The organism is Bradyrhizobium valentinum, assembly GCF_001440405.1.
Taxonomy (GTDB): Bacteria; Pseudomonadota; Alphaproteobacteria; order Rhizobiales; family Xanthobacteraceae; genus Bradyrhizobium; species Bradyrhizobium valentinum.
On sequence record NZ_LLXX01000064.1, the window covers coordinates 1 to 24,866 of the forward strand.

General features: G+C 62.2%; 27 protein-coding genes and 1 pseudogene. 5 read left to right on the forward strand and 23 right to left on the reverse strand.

What is annotated here, in order from left to right:
- Positions 1-381 (reverse strand): annotated as a pseudogene (locus CP49_RS42525) (hypothetical protein); the annotation flags it as partial.
- Positions 382-562: 181 nt separating this feature from the next.
- Between CP49_RS42525 and CP49_RS10450 the strand changes: the two are divergent.
- Positions 563-1,435, forward strand: a complete 873-nt coding sequence (locus CP49_RS10450; RefSeq protein ID WP_057850185.1) for an alpha/beta fold hydrolase — start codon at positions 563-565, stop codon at positions 1,433-1,435.
- Between the two features lie 51 nt (positions 1,436-1,486).
- Here CP49_RS10450 and pal read toward each other — a convergent pair whose 3' ends face one another.
- From pal to CP49_RS10555, 20 genes are all read right to left on the reverse strand, one after another.
- Positions 1,487-1,978, reverse strand: a complete 492-nt coding sequence (gene pal, locus CP49_RS10455; protein WP_057838504.1) for a peptidoglycan-associated lipoprotein Pal — start codon at positions 1,976-1,978, stop codon at positions 1,487-1,489.
- A gap of 241 nt (positions 1,979-2,219) precedes the next feature.
- Complete coding sequence (locus CP49_RS10460; protein WP_057850186.1) at positions 2,220-2,960, reverse strand: N-acyl amino acid synthase FeeM domain-containing protein; 741 nt, start codon at positions 2,958-2,960, stop codon at positions 2,220-2,222.
- 166 nt (positions 2,961-3,126) lie between these two features.
- Positions 3,127-5,460: a putative bifunctional diguanylate cyclase/phosphodiesterase gene (locus CP49_RS10465; RefSeq protein ID WP_057850187.1), complete on the reverse strand. Its 2,334-nt coding sequence runs from the start codon at positions 5,458-5,460 to the stop codon at positions 3,127-3,129.
- Between the two features lie 179 nt (positions 5,461-5,639).
- Positions 5,640-7,004 (reverse strand): Tol-Pal system beta propeller repeat protein TolB, encoded by a 1,365-nt coding sequence (gene tolB / locus CP49_RS10470; protein ID WP_057850188.1) that lies wholly within the window; start codon positions 7,002-7,004, stop codon positions 5,640-5,642.
- A gap of 27 nt (positions 7,005-7,031) precedes the next feature.
- Positions 7,032-7,967 (reverse strand): hypothetical protein, encoded by a 936-nt coding sequence (locus CP49_RS10475; RefSeq protein ID WP_057850189.1) that lies wholly within the window; start codon positions 7,965-7,967, stop codon positions 7,032-7,034.
- A gap of 44 nt (positions 7,968-8,011) precedes the next feature.
- Positions 8,012-8,488, reverse strand: a complete 477-nt coding sequence (locus tag CP49_RS10480; RefSeq protein ID WP_057850190.1) for a biopolymer transporter ExbD — start codon at positions 8,486-8,488, stop codon at positions 8,012-8,014.
- 37 nt (positions 8,489-8,525) lie between these two features.
- The gene (tolQ, locus tag CP49_RS10485) at positions 8,526-9,239 is read right to left on the reverse strand and encodes a protein TolQ (RefSeq protein ID WP_057850191.1); all 714 of its coding nucleotides are present in this window, start codon (positions 9,237-9,239) and stop codon (positions 8,526-8,528) included.
- A 1,006-nt stretch (positions 9,240-10,245) separates the two neighbouring features.
- Positions 10,246-11,013 (reverse strand): serine acetyltransferase domain-containing protein, encoded by a 768-nt coding sequence (locus tag CP49_RS10490; protein WP_057850192.1) that lies wholly within the window; start codon positions 11,011-11,013, stop codon positions 10,246-10,248.
- Between the two features lie 155 nt (positions 11,014-11,168).
- Positions 11,169-11,630 (reverse strand): DUF302 domain-containing protein, encoded by a 462-nt coding sequence (locus CP49_RS10495; RefSeq protein ID WP_057850193.1) that lies wholly within the window; start codon positions 11,628-11,630, stop codon positions 11,169-11,171.
- Positions 11,631-11,727: 97 nt separating this feature from the next.
- Complete coding sequence (locus tag CP49_RS10500; protein ID WP_057850194.1) at positions 11,728-12,447, reverse strand: cytochrome c biogenesis CcdA family protein; 720 nt, start codon at positions 12,445-12,447, stop codon at positions 11,728-11,730.
- Positions 12,448-12,468: 21 nt separating this feature from the next.
- Entirely contained in the window at positions 12,469-12,861 is a 393-nt protein-coding gene (locus CP49_RS10505) for a thioredoxin family protein (RefSeq protein ID WP_057850195.1), read from the reverse strand.
- A 455-nt stretch (positions 12,862-13,316) separates the two neighbouring features.
- Positions 13,317-13,802, reverse strand: a complete 486-nt coding sequence (locus CP49_RS10515) for a DUF2852 domain-containing protein (RefSeq protein ID WP_057850209.1) — start codon at positions 13,800-13,802, stop codon at positions 13,317-13,319.
- 109 nt (positions 13,803-13,911) lie between these two features.
- Positions 13,912-14,640, reverse strand: coding sequence for a TetR/AcrR family transcriptional regulator (locus tag CP49_RS10520; protein ID WP_057850197.1), 729 nt, complete (start codon positions 14,638-14,640; stop codon positions 13,912-13,914).
- 108 nt (positions 14,641-14,748) lie between these two features.
- Positions 14,749-15,114 carry a hypothetical protein gene (locus CP49_RS10525; protein ID WP_057850198.1) on the reverse strand — a complete coding sequence of 122 codons (366 nt, stop codon included), beginning with the start codon at positions 15,112-15,114 and terminating at the stop codon, positions 14,749-14,751.
- An 88-nt stretch (positions 15,115-15,202) separates the two neighbouring features.
- Positions 15,203-15,628 carry a YciI family protein gene (locus CP49_RS10530; RefSeq protein ID WP_057850199.1) on the reverse strand — a complete coding sequence of 142 codons (426 nt, stop codon included), beginning with the start codon at positions 15,626-15,628 and terminating at the stop codon, positions 15,203-15,205.
- A gap of 131 nt (positions 15,629-15,759) precedes the next feature.
- On the reverse strand, positions 15,760-16,176 hold the full coding sequence (locus tag CP49_RS10535) for a YciI family protein (protein ID WP_057850210.1): 417 nt from the start codon (positions 16,174-16,176) through the stop codon (positions 15,760-15,762).
- A gap of 129 nt (positions 16,177-16,305) precedes the next feature.
- Entirely contained in the window at positions 16,306-17,499 is a 1,194-nt protein-coding gene (locus CP49_RS10540) for a serine hydrolase domain-containing protein (protein WP_057850200.1), read from the reverse strand.
- Between the two features lie 71 nt (positions 17,500-17,570).
- Positions 17,571-17,942, reverse strand: coding sequence for a nuclear transport factor 2 family protein (locus tag CP49_RS10545; RefSeq protein ID WP_057850201.1), 372 nt, complete (start codon positions 17,940-17,942; stop codon positions 17,571-17,573).
- 14 nt (positions 17,943-17,956) lie between these two features.
- Positions 17,957-18,610: a glutathione S-transferase family protein gene (locus CP49_RS10550; RefSeq protein WP_057850202.1), complete on the reverse strand. Its 654-nt coding sequence runs from the start codon at positions 18,608-18,610 to the stop codon at positions 17,957-17,959.
- 72 nt (positions 18,611-18,682) lie between these two features.
- Complete coding sequence (locus CP49_RS10555; protein ID WP_057850203.1) at positions 18,683-19,234, reverse strand: dihydrofolate reductase family protein; 552 nt, start codon at positions 19,232-19,234, stop codon at positions 18,683-18,685.
- A gap of 114 nt (positions 19,235-19,348) precedes the next feature.
- Between CP49_RS10555 and CP49_RS10560 the strand changes: the two genes are divergently transcribed.
- From CP49_RS10560 to CP49_RS10570, 3 genes are all read left to right on the forward strand, one after another.
- Complete coding sequence (locus tag CP49_RS10560) at positions 19,349-19,846, forward strand: winged helix-turn-helix transcriptional regulator (RefSeq protein ID WP_057850204.1); 498 nt, start codon at positions 19,349-19,351, stop codon at positions 19,844-19,846.
- Positions 19,847-20,072: 226 nt separating this feature from the next.
- Positions 20,073-21,749 (forward strand): methyl-accepting chemotaxis protein, encoded by a 1,677-nt coding sequence (locus tag CP49_RS10565; RefSeq protein WP_057850205.1) that lies wholly within the window; start codon positions 20,073-20,075, stop codon positions 21,747-21,749.
- Positions 21,750-21,900: 151 nt separating this feature from the next.
- Positions 21,901-22,689 carry an SDR family NAD(P)-dependent oxidoreductase gene (locus CP49_RS10570; RefSeq protein ID WP_057850206.1) on the forward strand — a complete coding sequence of 263 codons (789 nt, stop codon included), beginning with the start codon at positions 21,901-21,903 and terminating at the stop codon, positions 22,687-22,689.
- Positions 22,690-22,894: 205 nt separating this feature from the next.
- On the opposite strand, the gene CP49_RS10575 is transcribed toward CP49_RS10570, so the two are convergent.
- Both CP49_RS10575 and cobS read right to left on the reverse strand, forming a co-directional pair.
- Positions 22,895-23,479, reverse strand: coding sequence for a histidine phosphatase family protein (locus CP49_RS10575; protein ID WP_057850207.1), 585 nt, complete (start codon positions 23,477-23,479; stop codon positions 22,895-22,897).
- Positions 23,476-24,234 carry an adenosylcobinamide-GDP ribazoletransferase gene (cobS, locus tag CP49_RS10580; RefSeq protein ID WP_057850208.1) on the reverse strand — a complete coding sequence of 253 codons (759 nt, stop codon included), beginning with the start codon at positions 24,232-24,234 and terminating at the stop codon, positions 23,476-23,478. Before cobS ends, CP49_RS10575 begins: the two co-directional genes overlap by 4 nt.
- A 67-nt stretch (positions 24,235-24,301) precedes the next feature.
- On the opposite strand from cobS, the gene CP49_RS10585 reads away from it, so the two are divergent.
- The coding region (locus tag CP49_RS10585) for a nicotinate-nucleotide--dimethylbenzimidazole phosphoribosyltransferase (RefSeq protein ID WP_197423072.1) at positions 24,302-24,866 on the forward strand (565 nt) is incomplete at its 3' end.

Here is a 24,866-nt window from a genome sequence, read left to right on the forward strand (position 1 = left end):
TTGTTGCGGATAGCCCTGCGGCCCCTGCGGCGGGCCGGGCTGAACTGGAGGCGGCGCCGCGGCTACGTTGGGCTGCTGCGCACCCACGGGCTGGCCACCCGGCGCGGGCGGTGCAGCGCCAAGCTGACGCAGCCGGTCCTCAAGCTGGCGGTTACGGTATTGCAGTTCCTCGTTCTGGCCGGTCAGTTGCCGGAGCTGGTTTTCCAGCCGCTGGATCCGCATCTCCAGATCGGCGTCATCGGACTGCGCCTGGACCTGCGGGGGGCCTTGTGGAGAACGCTCCCACGGAAACGTGATCTGTGCGGACGAAGTCTGCACAGACAAGCCCAGCATCGTGGCGATCGCCGCGGCACCGGTAGCATTGAGGAATCTGGATGACATTTTGCCCTGACGACGAAATCACGTGTCAAACGAAAGCAGAACACTATTGAGATAGGGAGTACGCCAGAATTGTGACTGGCATTTCCGAATCGGTTCGCTGAACTCCGGTATGGTTTAGTATCCGCTGCAAAACAAGCCACCCGAACCGGCGGGCCGTTCACAAATCGAGGGAGTTCAGCGCATGCACGTGTCTGTGAACGGGGTGCGGCTGTTCTTCGATGTCGAGGGCGCAAAGCTCGTCCCCGACGGCCCGGTGATGCGGGAAAAGCCGGTCCTGCTGATGCTCCATGGCGGTCCTGGCTTCGACCATTCGATCTACCGGCCGGCCTATTCGGCATTGGCCGATATTGCCCAGGTCGTCTATCTCGACCATCGAGGCAACGGCCGCAGCGAGGACGGCCCGCGCGAGGGCTGGAATCTGGCGCAATGGGGCGATGACGTGCACGCGTTCTGCGACGCGCTTGGCATCGTCGGTCCGATCGTGCTCGGCGCCTCGTTCGGCGGCATGGTCGCATTGGCCTATGCCACGCGCCATCCGGCGCACCCTTCCCGGCTGATCCTGATCAGCACTGCAGCCGCCGGCGACGAGTATCTGGAGCGGCGGGTCGAGTTGTTCGAACGCTTTGGCGGACCGGAGGTCGGCGCGCTGGCGCGGCGGCGCCTTCTGGAGCAGCGGGGACATCCCGACCAGGCCTCGGTTGGTGCCTGGGCGCGGCTGGCCATGCCGCATTACACGCGCGTCCCGCGCGACCCGGACATGGCGCGCCGTGCGGTCAACCGGCCGGAGGTGCTGCAATGGTTCGCGCGGCCCGGCGGCGAGAGCCATAGCTACAACTTCTTTCCCGACTTGGATCGCATCCAGTGCCCGACGCTGGTGCTCGGCGGCGAAGACGACCCCATTCACCCGATCGAGAGCCAGGCAGACATCGCCGCGGCCCTGCCGCCGCATCTCGTCCGGTTCGAGCGGTTTGCCGACTGCCGGCACGCCTGCATACAAGACGCGCCCGAGCACACGCTGGCAGCGATCCGCCGCTTCATCACGAGCCCAAAATAAAACCGGCGCCCGAAGGCGCCGGTTTCGAAAATTCAGGAATGGCGATCCGCCTCAGGCGCCGGCGTTCAGCACCGTGACGGCGCGGCGATTCTGCGACCAGCAGGAGATGTCGTTACAGACCGCAACCGGACGCTCCTTGCCGTAGGAGATCGTGCGCATGCGGTTCGGGTCGATACCGCGCGAGGCGAGATAGCTCCGTACCGACTGGGCGCGGCGCGCACCGAGCGCGATGTTGTATTCGCGGGTGCCGCGCTCGTCAGCGTGGCCTTCGATGGTGAAGGAATAGCGGTTGTAGGTCTGCAGCCACTGCGCCTGCTTCTCGAGGGTCGCGATCGCCTGCGGGCTCAGATCGGTCTGGTCGCTCTCGAAGAACACGCGGTCGCCGACATTGACCACGAAATCCTGCTGGCTCCCCGGGGTTGCCGCGCTCGCCATCGCGCCGTCGGCGCCGACGTTGTTCTTGGCGCAGGCGCCCATCGACAGCGCCACAGCGACCACAGCCGCCAGCTTCCATCCCTGGAGGATACGCATTTGATATTTCATTCCGGAGCCTCCACGCTCACGTTTTTCGACTGTTATCCGGTCTACAGGTCGATGGTTAAGCGAACGTTCCGTCAACCTTGATGGAACCTTGCCAGAGCCGATCAAATGCCGACAAACCGTGAAAAGCGACTGCGATAGTTAATGGTTTGTAAATGTGGCGCGACGGTGAAGGCAAGCACCAATCGGCCAAAAACCCCGCAGTGAGTATGGGTTTCAACCAAAATCCACGTGGCGCGCGGGTTCAGACGTTCGGCACAATCGAGGGCCGTTCGAAGGATCTAACGACCGCGCTCGGAAAGAATGGGCGCTTAGCCGGGCGCTCGAACAGCATCCGTCGCTCAAAAGCGCTCGAGCGCATAATGGGAAAACGGGTCAAGACCCGTTCCCGCACGGCTGGAAAATCGCAGGCCATCAATGCCACTTTTTTTAATACGTTCGGAAACGAACGCGGTTCGGCAATGGTCTCCTGCAGAAAGACCCGGCGATAAAACGCCTGATGCTCGCCACGAACTTGCGCGAGCCCGGTATCGGCGTTGAAATACTCACATGCCAGATAGGCCAGCCGCACCGTCAGATAGGGGAGTTCAGGAAACCGCTGGGCTTTTTCGGGATCTGCAACAAATCGAGCCGGATCGATGATGACTTCGCCTCGGTCGAGGCGAGGATGAAGAACATCGCCGAACAATTCGGTTGCATAGGACGTCCTCGATTCCTGCGTCAGGACGTGGACGCGGAGCGAACTGCAGAGTTCGCCGTCAACATAGATTCCGAATGTCCAGGCGTTGGGCGCATCGTCATAACGATCGCTGACGCGCTGAGACTCTGACGGCAGGATCAATCCGCCATGCAGATAGGCCCTGTAACGCATCAAATAAAGTGCGTCCCTTTCCTCGGGAGTTTCGATGACTCGGTAGTCGACGCGATCAAATAGTCCTGCCCCCCGCACAAAGAGCGGCTTGCGCGGTTCGGCTCCGGCCTTCATCTGATGCTCCTAGCCTTCAACAACTTCCACGAGTGAAAGAAAAGATTAACGACTCCTTAACAAAATTGCAAAGGCTTAGCCAAGTTAAGGTTACCCCTGCGGGCCCGCAAAAACCCGGAGGAGCCGTGTCGAGGGCACGAACAAAGCGGGATTGATTAGCTTGAAGTCAGGCGATCGATCGCGAAGAAACCGCGACGATCTGGTCGTCCGGCGGGCGGCGGCCGTGCGACGCATTGAGCAACTGGCGAACCCGCACCGCGGGCACGGGCGGGCTGAACAGATAGCCCTGCGCCTCGGTTACCGCACCGTCGGCGCTGATCAATTCAAGCTGCTCGTTGGTCTCGATGCCCTCCACCGCGACGGACATTCCGAGGTCGGCCGACAGCCGCGCCACCCCGCGCAGAAGCGTCAGCGGACGATCGCTGTCGATCCCTTCCAGGAAGGAGCGGTCGATCTTCACCTTCTGCAATGGGAAGTTGTGCAGGTAGCTGAGGCTCGAATAGCCGGTGCCGAAATCGTCGAGCGAGATCCGCACGCCGAGCGAATGCAATTGCGACAACACGTCGTGCGTCAACTGCGTGTTACGCAACAGCGAGGATTCGGTGATCTCGATTTCGAGCCGGTTCGCCGGCAGACCGGAGACCTCGAGCGCGTAGCGAACTTCGCTCAGCACGTCGCGCTGATGGAACTGCTGCGGCGAGAAGTTGACGGCAACGCTGACGCCTTCGGGCCATTTCATGCATTCCATGCAGGCCTTGCGCAAGATCCAGCGGCCGAGATCGACGATCAGGCCCATGTCCTCGGCAATCGGAATGATATCGGTCGGCGACACCGTCCCGCGAACCGGATGATTCCAGCGCAACAGCGCCTCGCAGGTCGATATCCGTCCCGACTTGAGATTGACCAGCGGCTGGAAGAACAGCTCGAACTCCTCGTTGGCCAGCGCCTTGCGCAGGTCCAGCTCGAGGATACGGCGGGATTCGACGACCTGCGCCATCTCTTCCCGGAAGAAGCAGAAGGTGCCGCGGCCGTCGGCCTTGGCGCGATACAGCGCCATGTCGGCGTTCTTGAGCAGCGTGTCGGCGCTGACGCCGTGCGAGGTCATGGCGATGCCGACGCTGGCGCCGATCTCGACCAGATGATTGTCGATCTTGTAGCGCTCGCTCAGGCGATCGACGATGCGCCGGGCGAGGCCGGCGGCGTCGTCGGGGGAATGGATGTTCTGCTGGAACACCACGAACTCGTCACCGCCGAAGCGAGCTACGAAATCCTCGGGCCGCAGCATTTCACGCAGGCGACCAGCCACGGCGCACAGCAACTGGTCACCGCAGGGATGACCGAGCGTGTCGTTGACCTGCTTGAACTGGTCGAGGTCGATGAACAGCAATGCCGATAGCTGTTCGGCGCCCTGCTGGGCCGACAGAAGATGTCCAATCTCGTCGCGGAAATTGACCCGGTTGGGGAGGTCGGTCAGTTCGTCGTACCGCGCCAGATGACTGATCTTGGCTTCGGAGGTGCGCCGCTCGGTAATGTCTTCGAGGAGCACGACTGCGCCGCCGCCAGCCATCGGCTGGAAGGTCCAGGATAGCGAACGGTTTCTGGTAAGGTCGGGGTCGGCGGTGACAATGTCCCTGGCCTGCGAATTCTCAATTTCGGCGAGGATCATTTGTCCACTCGCCGCCGAGATCGATCCGGCACTCACGCAGCCGGCGATAATGTCTGCCGCGTTCGCGCCGCGCTGCACGAGATCTTCAGACAGATCCATCATTTCGCAGAAGCGGTGATTCATCACCGCAAGTTCTCCGTCGCCGCGGAACATGCACAGACCGTGGGGCATGTTGTTCAAAGCAGTATCGAACTGTCCGGCGAGCGCCGCCTCGCGCTCGCGCGCCAGAAGCGCCCGCAAGAATATGCGGTGCAAATTGGCCGACATCTGCATGACAACGACAAGGAATGCGGCGGTGATAATTGACATAGCGAGGTAATAGGGCGTGCCACGCAGCGCCAGCGCGATCACGGTCGGACCGAAGGCAATTGCAGCCTGCAACTGGAATATCCATTGGCGTCCATAGGCCCTGCCTGCACCTCCCGACACGACCCCGGTAATGACGGACAAACAAATCATGTGGGCGACGGCATCGTCGCTGCTCAGCATGGTGACGGCGCCCCATATGCCGATTGCAGCGGCTTGGATCATCGCCCCGATCTGATATCGCTTTTTCCACCGCTCAGCTTCTTCGGCCGTGAGGCTCGCTTTGCGCGCTTGGTACCGCTGCAAATCGAAAGCCCGGATCGCTCCGGCCATCAGGAGCAGTCCGACACACGCCCAGATCAGATTTTCGTCGGTCCTCAGCGCGGTCAGGCTCGCCGCGACCGCCAGGAAGAAGATACCGACATGCACCGGACCTTGAGTGTCGAACAGCGAATCGATCAGCGCCGCCGAAATCTTTGGCGAGATCTGTCGCTGATCAGCCTCTCCGCTCTGGCTTGCGAGCTGCATATCGGGAACGCGCGTCCTGTTAGGGTGCGTAGTTCTACCCTTCTCAGATGAAGTCTTTCTGAGGGAACGTCGTTACCGATAGGTTGATTTTGCTTCTCGAAGCAAAAATTTGCCTGAAAAATCAGCAGGCTAGGCAATGTTTGCCGATTAACGATTGCGCCTCGTGCGGCCGGGTTCCATCACGACAATAACGGCGACCATGCCGGATCGGACGCAAAACCGGGCGTTGGTACCCGCAACTCGTTACGACCAGAGATGTCGACCGTGTAGAGGGACGGGCCGCCGCTGCCGCCGGGATCGCGGAAGAACATGACGACCCGGCCGTTCGGCGCAAAGGTCGGCCCTTCATTATGGAAGCCGGAGGTGAGGATCCGTTCGCCCGAGCCGTCGGTCTTCATGATGCCGATGGCGAAGGCGCCGCCGCCCTGCTTGGTGAAGGCGATGTAGTCGCCGCGCGGCGACCAGACCGGCGTCGAGTAGCTGCCCTCGCCGAACGAGATGCGCTGCGCCCCTCCGCCGGTGGCCGCCATTGTGTAGATCTGCGGCTTGCCGCCGCGGTCGGATTCGAAACACACGCGGGCGCCGTCGGGCGAATAAGACGGCGAGGTGTCGATCGCCGGCGTATCGGTCAGCCGCGTCATCGATTTCGAGCGCAGGTCCATCACGAACAGGTTGGAGTTGCCGCCCTGCTGCAGGCTCATGATGATGCGCTGGCCGTCCGGCGAGAACCGCGGCGAGAACGACATGCCGGGAAAATTGCCGACGATCTCGCGCTGCCCGGTCTCGATGTTGAACAGATAGACGCGCGGGTCGCCCTGGCCGAACTCCATATAGGTGATTTCCTGGGTCGACGGCGAGAAACGCGGCGTCAGCACCAGATCGGAGCCCTTGGTCAAATACCGGACATTGGCGCCGTCCTGATCCATCAGCGCGAGCTGCTTGACCCGCCGCTCCTTCGATCCCGTTTCGTGAACAAACACGACGCGGCTGTCGAAATAGCCCTTCTCGCCGGTCAGGCGCTCGTAGATCTGGTCGGAGATGATGTGGGCGATCCGCCGCCAGTATTCCGGCGAGGTGAAGTATTGCTGGCCGGTGAGCTGCTGGGCGGTGTTGACGTCCCAGAGGCGGAATTCGGCCTTGAGGCGGCCATCGCCCTGCCGCGTCATGCGGCCGGTCACCAGCGCCTGCGCGTTGATCTGCTTCCAGCTCTGGAATTGCGGCGCCGTGTCGATATTGGAAATTCGCTCGATGAACGCGGCCTGATCGATCGGCGCGAACAGCCCGCTGCGCTTGAGATTGTTGGTGATGACCTGCGACACGCCGACGCCGACCTCGGCGTCACCCGGGGTGCCGGCCACGAAATTCGGGATCGCGATCGGCAGCGGTGTGAACTCGCCCTCGGGAACGATGATGCGCTTGGGCGCTTGGGCGGACGCACCGCCGACGTGACCGCCCATCAAGAGGCCGGTCGAGGCCATTCCGGCAATAACCTGCCGGCGGCTCAGGCGGAACGGCATGTCAGGCAATTCATCTTTGTCAGTCATCGATTCAAACTCATGATCGGAGCGCCCTCAGGTCGCTCGCTCCTGGAACACCGGCTCAAAATTTTTCCATTCATCGAAGAGCGCCGCCGGCAGTTTGTAAGGCTGGCATTCGATGATCGCACGCAACGCGCTCTCCTGATAGACGCGCAGATACGGCGTCGCCGGCGTTCCTATCGGAACCGGCGTGCCTTCGAGGCTGCCATCGCGCTTCAGGCGAATAGCGAAGATGGCCTCGGGCTTCTGCGACTCGAGGGCGCCATAGGGCTTTTTCCAGCAGCGCGCGACCTGCTGTTTGAACATCGAGCCCCAGGTTGCGGAATTGTCCGCCGCCGCGCCCTTCGAAAGGCCGAGCGCGGCATTGGAATTCAGCGTGTCGCCGGTCGCGGCCTGACGCGACGGATCACGCTTGTCGAGCAAGGCCGCGATCTGGTGCTGATCGAAGTGCCGTTCCACGATCCTCTGCTTCTGCGGCTCGGGCGGCTTGGCGGCCTGCACCGGCTTCGGCGGCGGCTTCTTCTCTTCCTTCTTGAGCGTTTCGCCGATCGGGTCGACCTTCGGCGGATCAGGTTTTTTCTCGACCTGCTTCGGCTCTTCCTTCGGCTTCTCGACGACCTTCGGCGGGTCGGGCTTCTTCTCGACCGGCTTCTCCTCGGCCTTCGGTTGCGGCGGCGGCGCGGTCTCGGTTACAACAGGCGCTTTCTCGGTGATCTTGCCGACGGCGTCATCGACCGGCTTGGCTTCGGCGACCTTCTCGACCAGTGGCTTCGGGTTTTCCTTCTTGCCGGTCTTCATGCCGGCCATGACCTTGGCAAGCTGATCGGGAGAAATCACATCGACCGCCACCGAATCTTCCGGCGGCATTTCGAGGGCCTTGGTCGAGACAGACACCATCGCCCACCCCAGCACGAGGACGTGCAGGGCGACCGACGCAACCAGTGTCTTGTCGACGTCCTTGATCTTCACTTGAGCTTTCCCGCTCCGCGTTCAGCCGTCGCGCACCGCATGACTCAAGACCCCTGCTCCGGCACGATGACGATATTCGCCTTGAACCCCGCCGTCCGAATATACCCCAAAAGCTTCATCATATCCGTGTAACAGACGTCCTTGTCGCCGCGCAGGTATACCACGCTCTCGGCCTCCGACCGGGTCTCCCGGATCGCCTTGATCTTGGGCAGCAGGTCGTTAGCCGAAATCAGCGTATCCCCGAGATAGAGTTCGACGTTCGAATTGCAGGCACCGCCGGTGCGCTTGACGGAGAGTGTCAGCGGCGGCGCATTGGCCGCGATCTGCTTGCCGCCGCCGGCGACGGGCAGATCGATATCGATCGTCGACGTCATCAAGGGCGCCGCCACCATGAAGATGATGAGCAGCACCAGCATCACGTCGACCATCGGCGTGACGTTGATCTCCGCCATCACGGCGGCGCGACGCCGGCCGCGGCGTCCACCGCCACCGCCTGCCGAACCTGCCATGTTCATCGCCATGATCTTGATCTCACGATGCGCTCGTCATTTGCCGTTCTCACGCCCGCTCGTCGATCTGGCGGGACAGGATGGCTGAAAACTCGTCGGCGAAGCCTTCCAGCCGCTGCGCCTGCCTGTTCACCTCGGACGTGAACTTATTGTAGAAAATGGTCGCCGGAATGGCGGCGATGAGGCCAATCGCCGTGGCAAACAGCGCTTCCGCAATGCCGGGCGCCACCACCGCGAGCGAAGTATTTTTCGAGGCCGCAATCGACTGGAAGCTCGACATGATGCCCCAGACGGTTCCGAACAGGCCCACGAACGGCCCGGCCGAGCCGACGGTCGCCAGCACCAGGAGCCGCCGCTCCAGCCGCTCGACCTCGCGGGCGATGGAGACGTTCATCACCTTCTCAATTCGCATCTGCAGGCCGGCAAAGGAGCGCGACTGGCTCTCGAACGAGCGCTTCCACTCGCGCATGGCCGCGACGAAACACGCCGCCATCGATTGCGTCGGCTTCGCCGACAGCGCGCGATAGAGTTCCTCGATCGACTGACCGGACCAGAACGCCTGCTCGAAGCGGTCCATGGCCCGCTTGGTGCGCGAATAGAGGAAAATCTTGTCGATCGCGATCGCCCAGACCCAGACCGAGCAAGCCAGCAAGCCGAGCATGACTGTTTTGACGACCCAATGGGCCTGCAGGAACAGCGCTATCAGCGACACGTCGGCGGAGACCAACGGCAGGGCTGCCGGAGTCACGTCGGCCGGATTCATGAGCGGTATCCTCTCAACGCAAGTGTCCCTATTTTCCTCCGGGAGCAAATGGCTGCCGGTCCACAGCCGCGCGTCGGGCGCGGCGATTTGCGCCAGCGCGAAAGCCTCTCTTTTGTCGCGTGGGGGGCCCGCCGAAAGCCGGGCATTGCTTCCCCTGCCAACATGTCAAAACGAGGGCTGTCAGCGCGTCATTCCGTCCCTAACCAGACGCTAAGCTTGGTTAACACTAGGTTACTAAAGGGAAATGTGGCTGCCGTAAATCGAGGCAGGCCGGGCGGTTACGGGGGCTCGGGTCCGGGTTCCATGCCCGGGTAGGTCGTCATGGCCGGCTGCTTCGCCCTTCATGCAGTCTCGTAGGATGGGTGGAGCGCAGCGATACCCATCGCAATGTGCACAGGCATTGATGGGTATCGCTTCGCTCCACCCATCCTACGCATAACTGAGCGATCTCGCGGCGCAATTCGCCCGAGGTTTGCCTGGAAACTTGCCGCCCTCTCCAATCAGAGGGCGCAGGGAAGACCGGGTGCTTGCTGCACCCGCGGTCTCGCGTGCGATTTGCGCAAACAAAACTGCACACGAGCATACAGGGCAGCGGGAGCATTCCGGCCTTCCCTGCGCAATGGCTTTACGGCTTACTTCGTGCTCTCCCCGGTGAACGGCTTTCTTGCCACCGTCGTCACGCAGAAACCTCCGCGCAACTTAACGCCAGCACCGCGGCGTCCGGACCACACGACTTCACCGTACGTTTCCTGCGCGTACGTCTAGCGCGCATTCAACGTCCATCGCATCTCACCGCACGTTCGTGACGATCGCGAGCGCCCCTCATCTGCCGTGAGACGGGAGGAGTTATGCCGGTGATTTGCGTGCCAAGTTAAGCGGAATATTTTTGCAAAGAGGGCTGGACCGGCTTCTGGGTGATTTGCCCTACAGGCACGCACAACATCTTGCGGCCGTGCCAACGTCCCCACGAAGGCCGGATTTTCGCTGGCTGCCGCGATGTCTCCGATCAGGCCGTAACGTCTGTCTCCGGGCAATTGGTCAACCGCGCGGGCACACCGACGGCCGTGCAGCCTGCGGGCACATCATGCTCGACGACTGCACCTGCGCCGATCTTGGCAAAGTCGCCGACGCTGACATTGCCAATGATGGTCGATCCGGCGCTGAGGAAAACGCCCCTGCCGATTTTTGGCGCGAGGTCCGGTTCCGAATGCTTCCGGCCGATGGTGACGTTCTGCAAAATCGTCACCTCGTCGCCGATCACGGCAAAGGCGCCGATGATGATGCCGGTGGCATGATCTAGAAACACCGACGTTCCGATCGATGCCGAGGGATGAATGCTGACCTGAAGCTGATCGGACGACAGGCTTTGCAACAGCAACGCGAGATCGTTGCGACGCTGACGCCAGAGCCAGTTGGAGAGGCGCCAGGCCTGCAGCGCGATGTATCCCTTGAAGTTCAACAGCGGCGGCAGCAGCGTCGTCGTCGCGGGATCGTGAACGGCGATGCTCTGCAGATCGCGGCTCGCCGCCTCGACCAGATCGGGCGAAGCAACGAACGCTTCGCCGGCAACGCGTGCGAACCGCTGGCGATCCGCCGCGCTCTTCCCCAACCGTTCACCGATTTGATGGGCCAACGCACTACCAAGGTCGGAGTGGGCAAGAATGGCTGATGATAACGAGGCGCCGAATGCGGGATCGCCGGCTAGGACATTTTCCGCTTCACGCTGGACCAATCGCCACAATTGATCGGCAGATAACATTCCGTCCTGGATCATGACAGTCGCTCCGGATTGGCGCTCGCGCGCAATATAAGCCGGCAGTGGAGCGGCGCCAGCAGATCGAACCGGGATGAGCGATGGCGAATTCGTCCTGGACGCCTCATGGGCTGAGGAATTCAGTTGGTCGAGCTTTTCGGATACGCCGAGCGCCTCTACTTTGTTGCCTCGTCGGTTATGTCGCTCAACGTCTTTGCAAACGCCGAATAATTGGGCGGCGCTTCCAGTCCATGCCGTGGGTAAATTGTCTTATACAAATAGTCGGCTGAATTATAGGACAGCCATACCTTGCCCTGATCATCCTCCCAAATCAGTGCCTTTGGAGGATTGTCGATCGCCAGCAATGGCGTCTTTGCCATTACGGGCGTGCCGAGTTTGGGATTTCCAAATATGACCACCGTACGAGGCCGCATATCGATGCCGAATTTCTTTCCCGCGGCGGCGTGGTCGATTTCGGTGAACACCATCAAGCCGGCGCCTTCCCTTGATTTCACGGCCGCCTCAAAGCGCGAAATCGTATCCTTCACCGAAAAATTGCTGGGCTTCGTGATGATGCCGTTGTCCGCGCAAGCCGGAGCCGCGATGATCAGTGCCAAGAAAACCAACATGAACTTCATCGGAACTTCTCCCTAGCTGGATTTCAAACTCCTCAAGCAAGCAACTGGTATTCGTCCGACGGGCCCTGCAAGTATGAGCCTCTAAAGGCGATGAGCTCTAGAAGCGCGTGGTCAGATTAGTCAGCCATTCCGGCGAAACGTCGACCAGGAAGGTTTCAAGCGCTTTGTCGGCTCCGGAAATGATGAGGATGCCGATGACAAGGAGCAAAAGGCCGAGCATGGATTTCATTCCGCCGCCCGCGGCCAACAATCGGCCCCGCCAGCGCGCCATCGTTTCCCGGGAAAGCCATCCTAATCCCACCAACGGGAGCGCCGCGCCGACACCGAATGCAAGCATTGTCAGCGCTACCTGACCAAGATCCTTGCCTTGGGCGGCAAGCAAAGACGCGGTTCCAAGTGTCGGCCCGACGCATGGGCTCCATACGGCTCCGAGGAGCGCGCCGATCCAAAACTGTCCGGCAATGCCGTTGGTGCGGCTCGTCGCCAATCTGCTGTCGGCCCAGTTTCCGATCGGGCCCGCCGCCACCGCGATTTGCGCCTGTAACCGCGGCACAACAAGCACGACACCGACGAGCATCATCAGCGTCGCCGCAAGGTAGCGAAGTCGGTCCGCATCCAATCCTATCGAGTGGCCGACCGTCGCCGCAAATAATCCAATGCCGACAAACGAAAGGGACAGCCCGGCAGCCAGTGCCAAAGGTCCCTGACGATGATTCGAGGCCGCGCTGCCCAGGACGATCGGAAGCAGAGGGAGCACGCAAGGCGAAAGGATCGAAAGGATTCCTGCGAGGAATGCCAACAACATACTGCCGATCATCGCGGGTCCCCTTCGAAAAGGTCAGATCGCTTTCCCGGCCATCGCAAAGATCGAGTCCCGCTTGGTATCGCCGACCGAGCGCGCCTCTTCCTTTTCGCCCTTGAAAGCAATCAGGGTCGATTGCGAGCGGACGCCGAAGCGCTTGAGCAGATCTTTCTGGCTGTCGAAATCGATTACGAAATAAACGAGATCCTTAAACTTGGGATCGGCCCTTAGATCGCTCAGGATCGGCGCCTGCGCTTTGCAGGTCGGACACCACGGGGCGTGGACCGCAATCAGAATTGGCTTGCCGGCCCTCTGGGCTGCGGCGAACGCCTTGGCATCGAACGCAGGGGCGTTTTCCGCCACTGCCGGCGAAGCGGCGAGAATTCCGACCACGAGCGTGGCGCCCAGAATGGAACGGCGGGTTAGCATGATATTCTCCCTGTTGATCTCAATGAAGTTCGTTTCGGAGGCCGCAAACGTTACGCGCCCGCGCCGGCAGTGGCATGAACTGCGCAGGGTTCATGACTGCAAGTTCGAGTTGGCCGCGGCAAAGGTTACCGGTCCTGCGGAAAATTCTGTTCTGTCGTCACCGAGGGGGGCGGGCAGAGAACGGAGTCAGGATGCCGGGTTGCAGTAAGGAAAATTCCCCATACCACGATACCCCCCAACTGACGCTGGCTCGTACGCCTGCGCCGATCCCGGCTGGCTTCACAAGGGCGATGGTCGATGCTTATGGCGCGAGCCCAGGATGGTTCCGGTATCGGGCGCCCCGTACAAAGCAAACCGCCCACCTGCTTTCGCAGATGGGCGGCTGTATCGCCATCAGGCATCATGGGGGCATCACGCCTGAGGCTGAAACTCTCTCGCGTGTAGCCTGCTTCAGATCAGCCCTGCTGCGGCTGGTCGGTCGGCGGGGTCGGACGCTGCTTGTGCTGCGCCATGAACTGGTCGAACTCTTCCTTGTCCTTGGCGTGACGCAGGCGGTCGAGGAAATTCTTGAACTCGACCTGCTCTTCCTCGAGCCGCCGCAGGGTTTCCATGCGGTACTCGTCGAAGGCGCGGTTGCCGCTCGAGGGCGGGCCGAAGCCGAAGCCGCCGAAGCCGCGGCCTTCCATGCGGTTGCGCATCCGGTCCATCTTGTACTGCATCCGCTCCATCTTGTTCTGCCAGCGGTCTCCGTTGCTCCAGCAACCCATTTTTCTGCTCCCTAGTGTGAAAAAGAGGAGGGCAAGGCCGATCGGCCACCAAATGATGAAGCCGAGGATGGTCACCACGATCCAGCCGGGGTGCCAGGGGCTCTCAAGCATATGCGGGCGATAGTTCTCTTCCCTCGGGCCGCGCCATCGATTGACATCTGCGGTGTAGGCCATTTCCCTCTCCATGACGACGATCACGCCGTTGTGAATGTAAATAACATTTACATACCTAAACCATCCAGGATTTTTGTCAAGCGGGCGGCTAGCCGCACCGTCGAAAATTTTATTTGGGGGTTCCCCAAGGGCCTGAAGATCCTCCGCCGGCAGGCGGCACCGGCGGCGGTCCTGACGGCTTCTGGTCCGGTGACCGGCGGTCGGTCGGGAAGCCGAGGCCGCGCAGGTAAATCAGCACTTCGGCTTCCAGCAGTTCCTCCGGCGACATCGGCAATTTTCGCCGCGCGGCGTCGCCGCGGCCGAACAGCGACGCGACCCCGTGCGACATCGACCAGATATGCAGCGCCATCATCATCGCCGGCGGCCGCGGCATGCCGGGCGGTGCCAGCGCAGCAAGTCGCTCGGCAGCAGCGCGAATGATCGCGAAAGCGCGCTCGCTGGCGGCCATCAATGTGGGATTTGCATCGACGGGAAGCCCAGACTCGAACATCGCCGAATAGAACGCGGGCTCGTTGCGCGCGAAGGCGAGATAGGCCTTGCCGACCCGTTCGAACGCCGTAACCGTATCCGGGCGGCCGTCATCCCAGGCCTGCGTCAGCAGCGCTTCGAACTGCTCGAAGCCGCGTTGGGCGATCGAGGACAGCAGTTCGTCGCGGTCGCGGAAATGCCGGTAGGGCGCAGCGGGGCTGACGCCGGCCATCCGCGCGGCGTCGGCAAAGGTGAAACCGGCCGCGCCTTTTTCGGCGATCAGGCCAAGCGCCGCTTGCAGCAGCGCCTCTTTCAGATTGCCGTGGTGGTAGCCGCGCTCGCTGCGGCCTTGGTCCTTTCGCCAGCTCATGTGAAAGGCTTTTACATGAGCTGGGTGAAAAGGTCACTTATTTTGAGGCCGTTAACTGGCGTTCATCAAGATTAACGGCGTCCGGGCCGGCGCAAATCCCTGTCGATTTTAGCCGCCCGGGATCGGGAGGACCGGCATGATCTCCACGCGCTCGCCGGGAAAGATCGTAAAGTGCGGGTGGTTCTCGAACAGTTTCGCGGCGGCCTCATGCGAGCCGGCGCGCACCACCGTGAAGGCGCCCATCTCGTTGGCGATGTCAGCAATACCGTTTGAATCGACCTTCTTGGTCTTGCCGAGGGGGCCACCCGTGGCGGTGATCGCAGCCTGGTGCTTTTCGACCCAAGCCTTCCACGCCGCGATACCCTGCCTTTCCTTTGCGCGCCGCTCAGCCTCGGGCAGCGCGTTCCAGGCCGCCATTTTCGCACTGGTCTTGCTGCCGAGAAAAACGGCGAGGAACGTATCGTTGGCGCTCATGAAGTTTCTCCTCCCTTTGCGGTTGACGGATTGCGATAGACTCTCGACTTAACGGCGTGCGGAGCCCTGTTGCAGCGCGCCTCCGGACTCACCGCGCCTTGTGCGCATTTCCCTTCTGGAGCTCGTCGAAGCCTTTGGCTGCCTGCTGCACTTCCTCGGAGAAATCTTCGATCTCCTGCACCTGGCGGATTTCGATGATCTCGTTCTCGGAGGCCGGGCACTTCTTCGCCCAGGCGATCGCCTCTTCGCGCGACTTCACGTCGACCATCCAGTAGCCGCCGAGCACTTCCTTGGCCTCGGTGAAGGGGCCGTCAGTGACAACAGGCTTGCCGGTGGCGAAGGAGACCCGCGCGCCCGTCGACGGCGGATGCAGCCCGTCGAGCGCGATCAGCACGCCGGCCTCCTTGAGCGCCTCGTTGTACTTCATCATCGCCTTGACCCTTTCAGGGTCGAGCTGGACGTCCGGCGGCGCGGTCTCATAGCCCAGGGGGATCATCAGCATCATGAATCGCATGGTGGGTGTCCTTGTTTCGATGTCATTCCGGGGCGATGCGAAGCATCGAACCCGGAATCTCGAGATTCCCCGATGCGCAATTGCGCATCTGAGGTCTGGTCCTTCGGACCATCCCGGAATGACGGGGAGAGTTATTTCTTCGCGGTCTGCGCGCGCAGCCGCTCTTCCTGCTCGCGCAGTTCGGGGGTGAGTGCTTCGCCGAAATCCTCGGTCGTGAACACCTGGCGGATTTCGATCTCGTCGCCATCGAGGAACGGCGCGCGTTTCATCCACTCGATCGCTTCATCCAGCGATTTGGTGTTGATCAGCCAGAAACCCGCGACGAGATCGCCAGACAGAGCGAACGGACCGCGGCTGACGCTGCCCTGCCCGCTTCCATACCTGATCCGCGCGCCCTTCGAGCTTGGATGCAGGCCCTCGCCCGCCTCCATCACGCCGGCCTTGACCAGCTCCTCGTTGAACTTGCCCATCGCGGTCAGCAGTTCCGTGCTTGGCATGACGCCGGCTTCCGTATCCTTGCTGGCCTTCACAATCACCATGAACCGCATCGCCATTCTCCGTTTTGGTCTACTTGGGCCGGCCACTGTCGCGCCGGCCTTCGTCAACAAGACGAGCGGGCTTTTATGCCGCCGACATGTCATTGGAAATTATTTTGGATCTAATTTGACCGCCGGCCATCAATCGTCGATCGCCTGATAGGCGGAGGTCCAGAAATCGGTCATCACCCGCGGCGGTTGCGGCGATTCCATCATCCGCTGCGTCAACAGGATCCCGGTAAAACTCTCCCGCGGGTCGGAATACCACGAGGTTCCGTAGCCGCCGAACCAGCCGAAGCGGCCCGGCACGCTGCAGAGGTCGTCACGCCCGGTGTACACAGAGAGCCCAAAGCCCCACCCCTTGACGTCGCCGAAGAACAGTTCGGAGCCCTGCTTCTGCGCGGGCGTGAGGTGATCGGCCGTCATCAGTTCGATCGACGGCCGCGACAGGATGCGCTCTTTTCCCAACCGCCCGCCGTTCAACATCATCTGCGCAAAAGCGTTGAAATCATCGGCGGTCGACACCAGTCCGGCGCTGCCGTTCTCGAACACCGGCGGCTTTGCCCATTTGCCGGTGGCGGGATCGTCGAACACCTTTAACTCGCTGGTTGCGGGGTCTCGCGCATAAGCGGGCGCGAAGCGCGCGCGGTTAGCTTCGCCCACGTGAAAGCCGGTATCTTTCATGCCGAGCGGGGCGAAGATGCGATCTTCGAGAAATCTTGCAAGCGTTGTGCCCGCTGCGCGCGCGATCAGCACAGAGAGGATATCGGTGCCGCTGTTGTAGAGCCAGCGTTCGCCTGGCTGGTAGAGTAGCGGCAGCGTGCCGTAGCGCCGCATCAATTCGTCCGGCGGAAACGAAGGGAATACCGGCCCCGGCGCAAAACCTGCCTCCGCAATCGCCTTCTGAATCGGATAGCGATCCGGAAATACCATCAGCATGCCGAGACCGAGACGGAAGGTCAGGAGATCGCGTAGCGTGATCGCGCGATGAGCGGGCACGGTGTCGTCGAGCGGCGCGTCGACGGCACGCAACACCTTGCGGCCGGCCAGTTCCGGCAGAAAGGGATCGACGGGGTCATCGAGCCGCAACTTGCATTCCTCGACCAGGATCATCGCGGCAACCGCCGTAACCGGCTTGGTCATGGAGGCGATGCGGAAGATAGTATCGCGCTGCATCGGCGCGCCGCCGATCGCCATTTTCCCGATGGCATCGACGTGAACTTCTCCGCGGCGGCTTACCAGCGTCACCAAGCCCGGGATATCGCCGCTGGCGACATGGCCGGCCATGACGTTGTGCATGCGCTCAAGGCGCGGCAGCGAGAGAGCGTCGCTCATTCTTCGTTCCTCTCCATCAAATGCATCATCTGACGCAGGACGAACCGGCCGGCGCCAAACCGACAATCCGGTCAAGCCGACGGCTGTTTGACGAAAGCGCCGTCCTGGTAGGCCGCGCCGAAATAGACGTCGATGCGCTTTACCTTGTCGCCGTCGAAGACGAAGAACTCGGTATTGCGAAACGTCCTGCCGCCTTTGGCCACGCAGCGGTAGGTGACAAAGGCCTCATCGCCTTCGACGAAAATTCTCTCCAGCTCGTGCCGCTCGATCCAGTCGCTGCCATTCCAGCAGCGTTCGAAATAGGCCGGCTTGTCGATGTTGTCGTCGTAGGGGCTGGTGAAGCGGAAATCGTCGCCGAACGCGTTCTCCACGAAGGTGCGATCGTTGGCGAGATAGGCTGCAAAGATGGCGCGGATCGTATCCGCCTTGCTTGCATGAGCCATTTCAACGCTCCTCATCAGGATTCCTTCGGCACCATCTGGAAATAGGGCTCGGCCTCTTTCAGCACGCGCGCGAATGAGGAACGCGCCTTCAACCGCTCAAGATAGGCCGCGAGATTCTTGTGCGCGCCGCCGAACGGCTCGGCCATGTTGCCGTAGAACAGCGACGGCGCCGCGGCGCAATCGGCAAGGGTAAAATCATCGCCCATCGCCCAGCCGCCGCTTGCCATCTGCCGATCGATCATGGCGTAGGACGTCCGCAGTTGCGCCCTCGCCTCTTCGACGCCATGCGGATCCTTCTTGTCCTCGGGCCGCAGCCGGTCAAGCATGATTTTCTGCATCGGCAGATGCACATAGAGGTCGTAGAAGCGATCGCGGAGCCGCGTCTGCAAGGCGCGGCCGGCGTCATCGGGAATGAACCGCGTCCGGCCGCCGTAGTTCCGGTCGAGATACTCGATGATAATGCTGGACTCCGGCACGGTCTCGTTCCGCGCCGCGTCGCGCAGTACCGGAAATTTTCCAATCCCCCACAGCTTCACCAGCGCGGCCCGCTCGGCCGGATTGCCGAGATCAACCAGATTCGGCGTGAACGGGACGTTGTTCTCGTAGAGCGCAATCAGCGCCTTCCAGCAGAACGAGGCCAGCGGATGGAAATGCAGCGTAAGCGACATGGAAATCTCCGGTACTGACGGGCCTTGCCGGCAAGACGATCGGCGTGCAGGCACACCGACATTTGCCGCAGATTATCGTGCCGCTGCCGGCACGTAGCGCAGGATCACGATGCCGGTCGACAATGGCCGGCTGTCGATCAGCTTCAGCTTGACCTTTTCGCCCGGCTTGAACAGCGGCGTTCCGCCGCCGAGAATGATCGGGTTCACCGCGATGCGGAATTCGTCGATCAAGCCGTGCGGGATCAGGCTGGCAGCGAGATCGGCGCTGCCGAACAGGAAGAGATCCTTGGCGCTGTCGCGTTTCAGCCTGGCGACGGTCTCGGGAACATCAGCGCCGAACATCTGCGTGTTGTTCCAATCGGATTTTTTCACTGTGCGCGAGAAGACGTATTTCGGCGCGGCGTTCATGAAATCGGCGACTTCTCCGGTCGCGGTGGGCCAATGGCCCGCCATCAGTTCGTAGGTGACACGGCCGAACAGCAATCCGCCGGCGGCGTTCAACTGCTCGATCGACAGTTGCTCCAGTTCTTCGCCCCAGACGTCGGAATGCCAGGAGATATCCCGGTTCGGACCTTCGATGAAACCATCCAGCGTCATTAGATTCCACATGATCAATTTGGCCATCTCGCCTCTCCTCGACTGATTGCGATTTGCAACTGGTTGTATCGTGAGGCAACTGGTGCAATATTGCAAGCAGTTTTTTTGAGGACGCCCCTCACCACCCGTCTGGAACCGAACATGACCGACATCAGCCGCTCCGGCTGCCCGATCAATCTCTCGCTGGAAGTGCTCGGCGATAAATGGAGCCTGCTCATCATCCGCGACATGATGTTCGGCAACCGGCGGCACTTTCGCGAGCTATTGACCAAATCGGAGGAAGGCATCTCCTCCAACATCCTCGCCGACCGTCTGAAAACCCTGCTCGACGAGGGGATCATCACCCGCGAGGACGATCCCACGCACAAGCAGAAGGGAATCTATTCGTTGACCGAACAGGGCATCGAGCTGCTCCCCGTGCTCGCGCAGATGGCGGCCTGGGGTTACAAATATCTCCCCGTCAGCGAGGAGCTCGGCATCCGCGCGCGGCTGCTCAGCGAGGGCGGAGCGAAACTATGGGCGGAGTTTATGGACGAGTTGCGCGAAAGCCATCTCGGCGTGAAGCGGCGCAAGCGAACGGGCCCGTCCGTCGGCGAGCGACTACAGGCGGCGTATGAAAGCGTCGTGAAGCGGAAGTAAGCCGAATGCGATTCATCGCGGCGACGGGCGGTGCGCTCGCACAGCGCGTACCGCGCACGGAGACATCCTTAAGATCGGCGTTATGTTGCGAAGGTATCCGTCATCTTACGGAGAACAGCGTTAACGCATTCTTTTTTCTTCACATCAAATGTGGAACGCCGACAGCGAGGCCGGATAGCGTTGGTCGACGGTCTCACCACATTACCCATTTTCGACGAGGCCTTCCGTGTTTCAATTTCTCAAGAATTCGTCTTCAGACAAGGCGCTTGCCGACGCCATCAGCCGCTCGCAGGCCGTCATCGAATTCGGCATGGACGGGACCATCCTCACCGCCAACGACAATTTCCTCAAAGCCCTCGGCTACACGCTCGGCGAAATCCGGGGCAAGCATCACAGCATGTTCGTTGACCCGTCGGAGCGCGACAGCGCAGCGTATCGCGAGTTCTGGGCGGCGCTCAGGCGCGGCGAATACCAGGCCGCCGAATACAAGCGGATCGGCAAGGGGGCCAAGGAGATCTGGATCCAGGCGACCTACAACCCCGTTCTCGACGCCAGCGGCAAGCCGGTCAAGGTGGTGAAATTCGCGACCGATATCACCGCGCGCAAGATCAAGAGCATGGAGGACGCCAGCCAGATCGCCGCGATCAGCCGTGCGCAGGCGGTCATCGCGTTCGAGATGGACGGCACCATCGTCTCCGCCAATGAAAACTTCCTGAAGGCGCTCGGCTACACGCTTGCCGAAATCAAGGGCAAGCACCACGGCATGTTCGTCGAACAGGCGATGCGCGACAGCGCGGCCTACCGCGAGTTCTGGGCACGCCTCAACCGCGGCGAACTCCAGTCGGCCGAGTACAAGCGGATCGGCAAGGGCGGCCGGGAAGTCTGGATCCTCGCCTCCTACAACCCGGTGCTCGACGAGAAGGGCAAGCCGTTCCGGGTGGTGAAGTTCGCCACCGACGTCACCAGCCAGAAGCTTTCGACCGCCGATCTCGCCGGCCAGATCGCAGCCATCAGCAAGGCGCAGGCCGTGATCGAATTCAACATGGACGGCACCATTATCGGCGCCAACCAGAACTTCCTCAAGACGGTCGGTTACGCGCTGGACGAGATCCGCGGCCGGCACCACAGCATGTTCGTCGAACCGGCCGAGCGCGACAGCGCCGCCTACCGCGAATTCTGGGCAGCGCTCAACCGCGGGCAATACCAGGCCGCCGAGTACAAGCGGATCGGCAAGGGGGCTAAGGAGATCTGGATCCAGGCGTCCTACAATCCGATCCTCGACCTCAACGGCAAGCCGTTCAAGGTCGTGAAATACGCGACCGACACCACCGCGCAGGTCCTGGTCCGCCTCGGCAACGAGCGCGTACGCGGCATGATGGAATCGGTTGCCGCCGGCGCGGAGGAACTGAACGCCTCGGTTCGGGAAATCTCCGAGGCCATGACCAAGTCGCGCGAGACCGCGGCAACCGCGGTCGGCCGGGTCGAGGCCGCCGATGCGCAGGCGCAGCGGCTCAACGAAGCAGCGCAGGCCATGAGCGGCATCGTGGAACTGATCGGCAACATCACCGGCCAGATCAACCTTTTGGCGCTGAATGCGACGATCGAATCGGCGCGCGCCGGCGAGGCGGGCCGCGGGTTCGCCGTGGTAGCGTCCGAGGTCAAGAACCTCGCCACCCAGGCCAAGCAGGCGACCGACAAGATCGGGCAGGAGATCGGAAATCTCAACAACATTTCCGGCGACGTCGTGGGTGCGCTCGACAGCATCAAGCAGGCGATCCAGGGCGTCAGCGAGTATGTCACGGCCACCGCAGCCGCGGTCGAGGAGCAAAGCACCGTCACCAGCGAGATGTCCTCCAGCATGCAGCGCGCCGCCGCGGAAGCGAAAGCGATCGCGCAGCGCTAGCGCTCGCCTACGGATCGATCCGATACGGATGACCGCCCGTATCGGATTTTGCATGCGGGGCTGTTGAATCCAGCATCATTGTCGCCGGGACATCGGACAGGGCTTGGGCTATAGGAGCGGGAAATCTCATCTCTCGCAAACGGACCCTCCCATGCCCCCCTCCCCGCAAAAAGTTGCTCTCGTCACCGGCGCCGCGCGCGGCATCGGGCTTGCGACGGCAAAACGCTTTCTCGCCGAGGGCTGGCAGGTGGCGCTGCTCGACATCGAGGGCGAATTGCTGCGCGGCGCAGTCGCTGGCCTCGCGAACCCCGAAAACACGCTGGCGCTGCATTGCGACGTCTCCGATGCCGGTGCGGTCGCAACCGCGATGACGACGATGAACCGGCGCTTCGGCCGGCTCGACGCGCTGGTCAACAATGCCGGCATAGCCGTGTTCGCGCCGCTGCTCGACACCTCGGATGACGACTGGAGCCGCATCCTGGCGGTCAACCTCACCGGGCCGTTCATATGCACCAAGGCGGCGGCGCCGCTGATGCGCGAACATGGCGGCGGCGCGATCGTCAACATCACCTCGATCTCGGCGGTGCGCGCCTCCACGCTGCGCTCGGCTTACGGCACCAGCAAAGCGGGCTTAGCGCATCTCACAAAGCAACTCGCGGTCGAACTGGCCTCGCTCGGCATTCGCGTCAACGCCGTGGCGCCCGGCCCGGTCGAGACCGCGATGGCGAAGCAGGTCCACACGCCGGAAATCCGCGCCGACTATCACGACGCCATTCCGCTCAACCGCTACGGTCTCGAGGAGGAGCTGGCGGAAGCGATCTTCTTCCTGTGCAGCGACCGTTCGAGCTACATCACCGGGCAGATTCTCGCCGTCGACGGCGGCTTCGACGCCGCCGGCATCGGCCTGCCGACGCTGCGCGGCGCGCGGCGGAACGGGTAAGATTTCGTAGGTGCGCAAAGCGAAGCGTGCCCGCCATTCTGATCCGAGGCTTCGAATTGGTGGGCACGGCCCAAGAGCACCTTTTCCCGCCTACGAGTTGCCAGACCTCATCCTGAGGAGCCGCGCAACGCGTCTCGAAGGATGCAGCCACAGTCGGACCTGCATGGTTCGAGACGGCGCTAACGCGCCTCCTCACCATGAGGGTTTAATGGTTGCTACGGCACATCAGCGCATTCACCGCAACCACGCGCCAGCCGTTCTCGAGCCGATCGACACGCGTCAGCGACAGCGGATCGATCACGAATCGCAGCGCCTGCTCGGGCGCGAGGTCGAGCGCGATGGCGAGCACGGCGCGGACGGTGCCGGAATGGACGACGAGAACAGCGTCGCCCGTGGGCAGCAGCGCAAGCCCAGCGCTGGCGCGCGCGATCTGATCGACAAAACTTTCGCCGCCGGGTGGCCGGTTGCTGGCGGGCGATTTCCAGAATTCGTGATACGCGGCGCCGAGTTCGCGTACGAGGTCGTCGTGACGCCGTCCGGTCCAGGCGCCGAAATCCTGTTCGCGAAACTCTGTTTGCTCGACTGGATCGAGGCCGAGTTTCTCGGCGGTCTCCCGCGTGCGGCGTGCCGGGCTGCACACCGCGAACGCGTTCGCCGGCAATCTTGCCTTCAGCGCGGTAAAGGCTGCGGCATTGCCGAGATCGGCCGGCGCGTCGGGGCCGTGAATCACCCCGCGCGGTCCGTCGACCGGAGCGTGCCGGATCAGCCAGAGATTTGTCTGCGCATTCATGGCTGCGCCAATCTAGCTGCGAGCAGGACGAGGATCGCGGTCTCGCCCACCTGTTCAGCGCCGCCCAGCACGTCGCCGGTTTGGCCGCCGATCTGCCGTAGCGCCAGCCACGCCACAACGAACGCGCTCGCGCCGGCCACAAGCGCGGAGTACAGCGCGTTGCTCCAAGACAGCGACAACAGCGCGATGAGCAGCGCAAGGCCGGCGGCCATGACCGACGTCGCCGCATCGGGTTGGCCGGCATTGCGGGCCAGCCCGTCCTTGCGCGCATAGGGCAGGTGCAGCGACATTGCAGGCAGGATGCCACGTCCCAGCGCATGCGCGGCGATCAGGCTCGGCACGACATAGCTATCCGGGATAGCCGCCAGCGCGGATAGTTTCGCGGCAAAGCTCACCAATAGAATCACGGCGCCATAGGTGCCGAGCCGGCTGTCGCGCATGATCTCCAGCTTCGATTCGCGGTTGCGGCCACCGCCGAAGCCGTCGGCAATGTCGGCAAGACCGTCCTCGTGCAGCGCGCCGGTCAGAATCGCGCTGCCGCCCAGCGCCAGCGCCGCCGCAGCCAGATCGGGCACGCCGGCGAACCGCAGGCCGAGACACAGGAGTCCCACCACAGCGCCGATCAGCGCGCCAACCACCGGAAACATCCGGTGCGCGCGCACAAAATTTTTGGGCATCGCCCCATCAGGATGCGGCATCGGCAGCCGCGTCAGGAAAGCGACGGCGGTTTTGAAATCGTCGAACCATTCATTCATGGAGATGTCCGGAGAATCGGTCTAGCGTGCGGTCCCCCTCGGCGTCTCAATCCGCAAAGAGAATCGCATGCAGTTCGCCAGTCTAGACGACATCCGCGCCTTCTGTCGCGACTTGCCCCGCGGCGATCGGCGATTCGCTGACAAGGCCGCATTGCGGCAACAGAATTTGACAAAGCCACCGGGAAGTTTGGGCCGCCTCGAAGAACTCGCGATTTGGTTGGCAGAGTGGCAGGGCCGTGAGGTGCCGCGACTGGAGCGGGTCACCATCGCCGTGTTCGCCGGCAATCACGGTGTCGCCGCGCGCGGCGTCTCGGCCTATCCCGCTGAGGTCACCGCGCAGATGGTGGCGAATTTTGCCGCCGGCGGTGCGGCCATCAATCAGATCGCAAAGGCCGCAGACGCGGAGCTCTGCGTCGTGCCTATCAAACTCGAACGTCCCACGCGCGATTTCACCGAGGCCGCGGCGATGAGCCCGGAGGAGTATCTCGAAGCGGTCGACGCCGGATATCGCACCGTGCCTGACGATTGCGATCTGCTTGCGCTCGGCGAGATGGGCATCGCCAACACGACGACGGCGGCCCTGCTGTGCGCGGCCTTGCTCGGCGGCGGCGCGGCGCGCTGGGCCGGCCGCG

Coding starts and splice junctions, on each gene's coding strand:
- CP49_RS10450 (WP_057850185.1), top strand. CDS start 563: ATGCACGTGTCTGTGAACGGGGTGCGGCTGTTCTTCGATGTCGAGGGC.
- pal (WP_057838504.1), bottom strand. CDS start 1,978: ATGAAATATCAAATGCGTATCCTCCAGGGATGGAAGCTGGCGGCTGTG.
- CP49_RS10460 (WP_057850186.1), bottom strand. CDS start 2,960: ATGAAGGCCGGAGCCGAACCGCGCAAGCCGCTCTTTGTGCGGGGGGCA.
- CP49_RS10465 (WP_057850187.1), bottom strand. CDS start 5,460: ATGCAGCTCGCAAGCCAGAGCGGAGAGGCTGATCAGCGACAGATCTCG.
- tolB (WP_057850188.1), bottom strand. CDS start 7,004: ATGACTGACAAAGATGAATTGCCTGACATGCCGTTCCGCCTGAGCCGC.
- CP49_RS10480 (WP_057850190.1), bottom strand. CDS start 8,488: ATGGCGATGAACATGGCAGGTTCGGCAGGCGGTGGCGGTGGACGCCGC.
- tolQ (WP_057850191.1), bottom strand. CDS start 9,239: ATGAATCCGGCCGACGTGACTCCGGCAGCCCTGCCGTTGGTCTCCGCC.
- CP49_RS10490 (WP_057850192.1), bottom strand. CDS start 11,013: ATGATCCAGGACGGAATGTTATCTGCCGATCAATTGTGGCGATTGGTC.
- CP49_RS10495 (WP_057850193.1), bottom strand. CDS start 11,630: ATGAAGTTCATGTTGGTTTTCTTGGCACTGATCATCGCGGCTCCGGCT.
- CP49_RS10500 (WP_057850194.1), bottom strand. CDS start 12,447: ATGATCGGCAGTATGTTGTTGGCATTCCTCGCAGGAATCCTTTCGATC.
- CP49_RS10505 (WP_057850195.1), bottom strand. CDS start 12,861: ATGCTAACCCGCCGTTCCATTCTGGGCGCCACGCTCGTGGTCGGAATT.
- CP49_RS10515 (WP_057850209.1), bottom strand. CDS start 13,802: ATGGCCTACACCGCAGATGTCAATCGATGGCGCGGCCCGAGGGAAGAG.
- CP49_RS10520 (WP_057850197.1), bottom strand. CDS start 14,640: ATGAGCTGGCGAAAGGACCAAGGCCGCAGCGAGCGCGGCTACCACCAC.
- CP49_RS10525 (WP_057850198.1), bottom strand. CDS start 15,114: ATGAGCGCCAACGATACGTTCCTCGCCGTTTTTCTCGGCAGCAAGACC.
- CP49_RS10530 (WP_057850199.1), bottom strand. CDS start 15,628: ATGCGATTCATGATGCTGATGATCCCCCTGGGCTATGAGACCGCGCCG.
- CP49_RS10535 (WP_057850210.1), bottom strand. CDS start 16,176: ATGCGGTTCATGGTGATTGTGAAGGCCAGCAAGGATACGGAAGCCGGC.
- CP49_RS10540 (WP_057850200.1), bottom strand. CDS start 17,499: ATGAGCGACGCTCTCTCGCTGCCGCGCCTTGAGCGCATGCACAACGTC.
- CP49_RS10545 (WP_057850201.1), bottom strand. CDS start 17,942: ATGGCTCATGCAAGCAAGGCGGATACGATCCGCGCCATCTTTGCAGCC.
- CP49_RS10550 (WP_057850202.1), bottom strand. CDS start 18,610: ATGTCGCTTACGCTGCATTTCCATCCGCTGGCCTCGTTCTGCTGGAAG.
- CP49_RS10555 (WP_057850203.1), bottom strand. CDS start 19,234: ATGGCCAAATTGATCATGTGGAATCTAATGACGCTGGATGGTTTCATC.
- CP49_RS10560 (WP_057850204.1), top strand. CDS start 19,349: ATGACCGACATCAGCCGCTCCGGCTGCCCGATCAATCTCTCGCTGGAA.
- CP49_RS10570 (WP_057850206.1), top strand. CDS start 21,901: ATGCCCCCCTCCCCGCAAAAAGTTGCTCTCGTCACCGGCGCCGCGCGC.
- CP49_RS10575 (WP_057850207.1), bottom strand. CDS start 23,479: ATGAATGCGCAGACAAATCTCTGGCTGATCCGGCACGCTCCGGTCGAC.
- cobS (WP_057850208.1), bottom strand. CDS start 24,234: ATGAATGAATGGTTCGACGATTTCAAAACCGCCGTCGCTTTCCTGACG.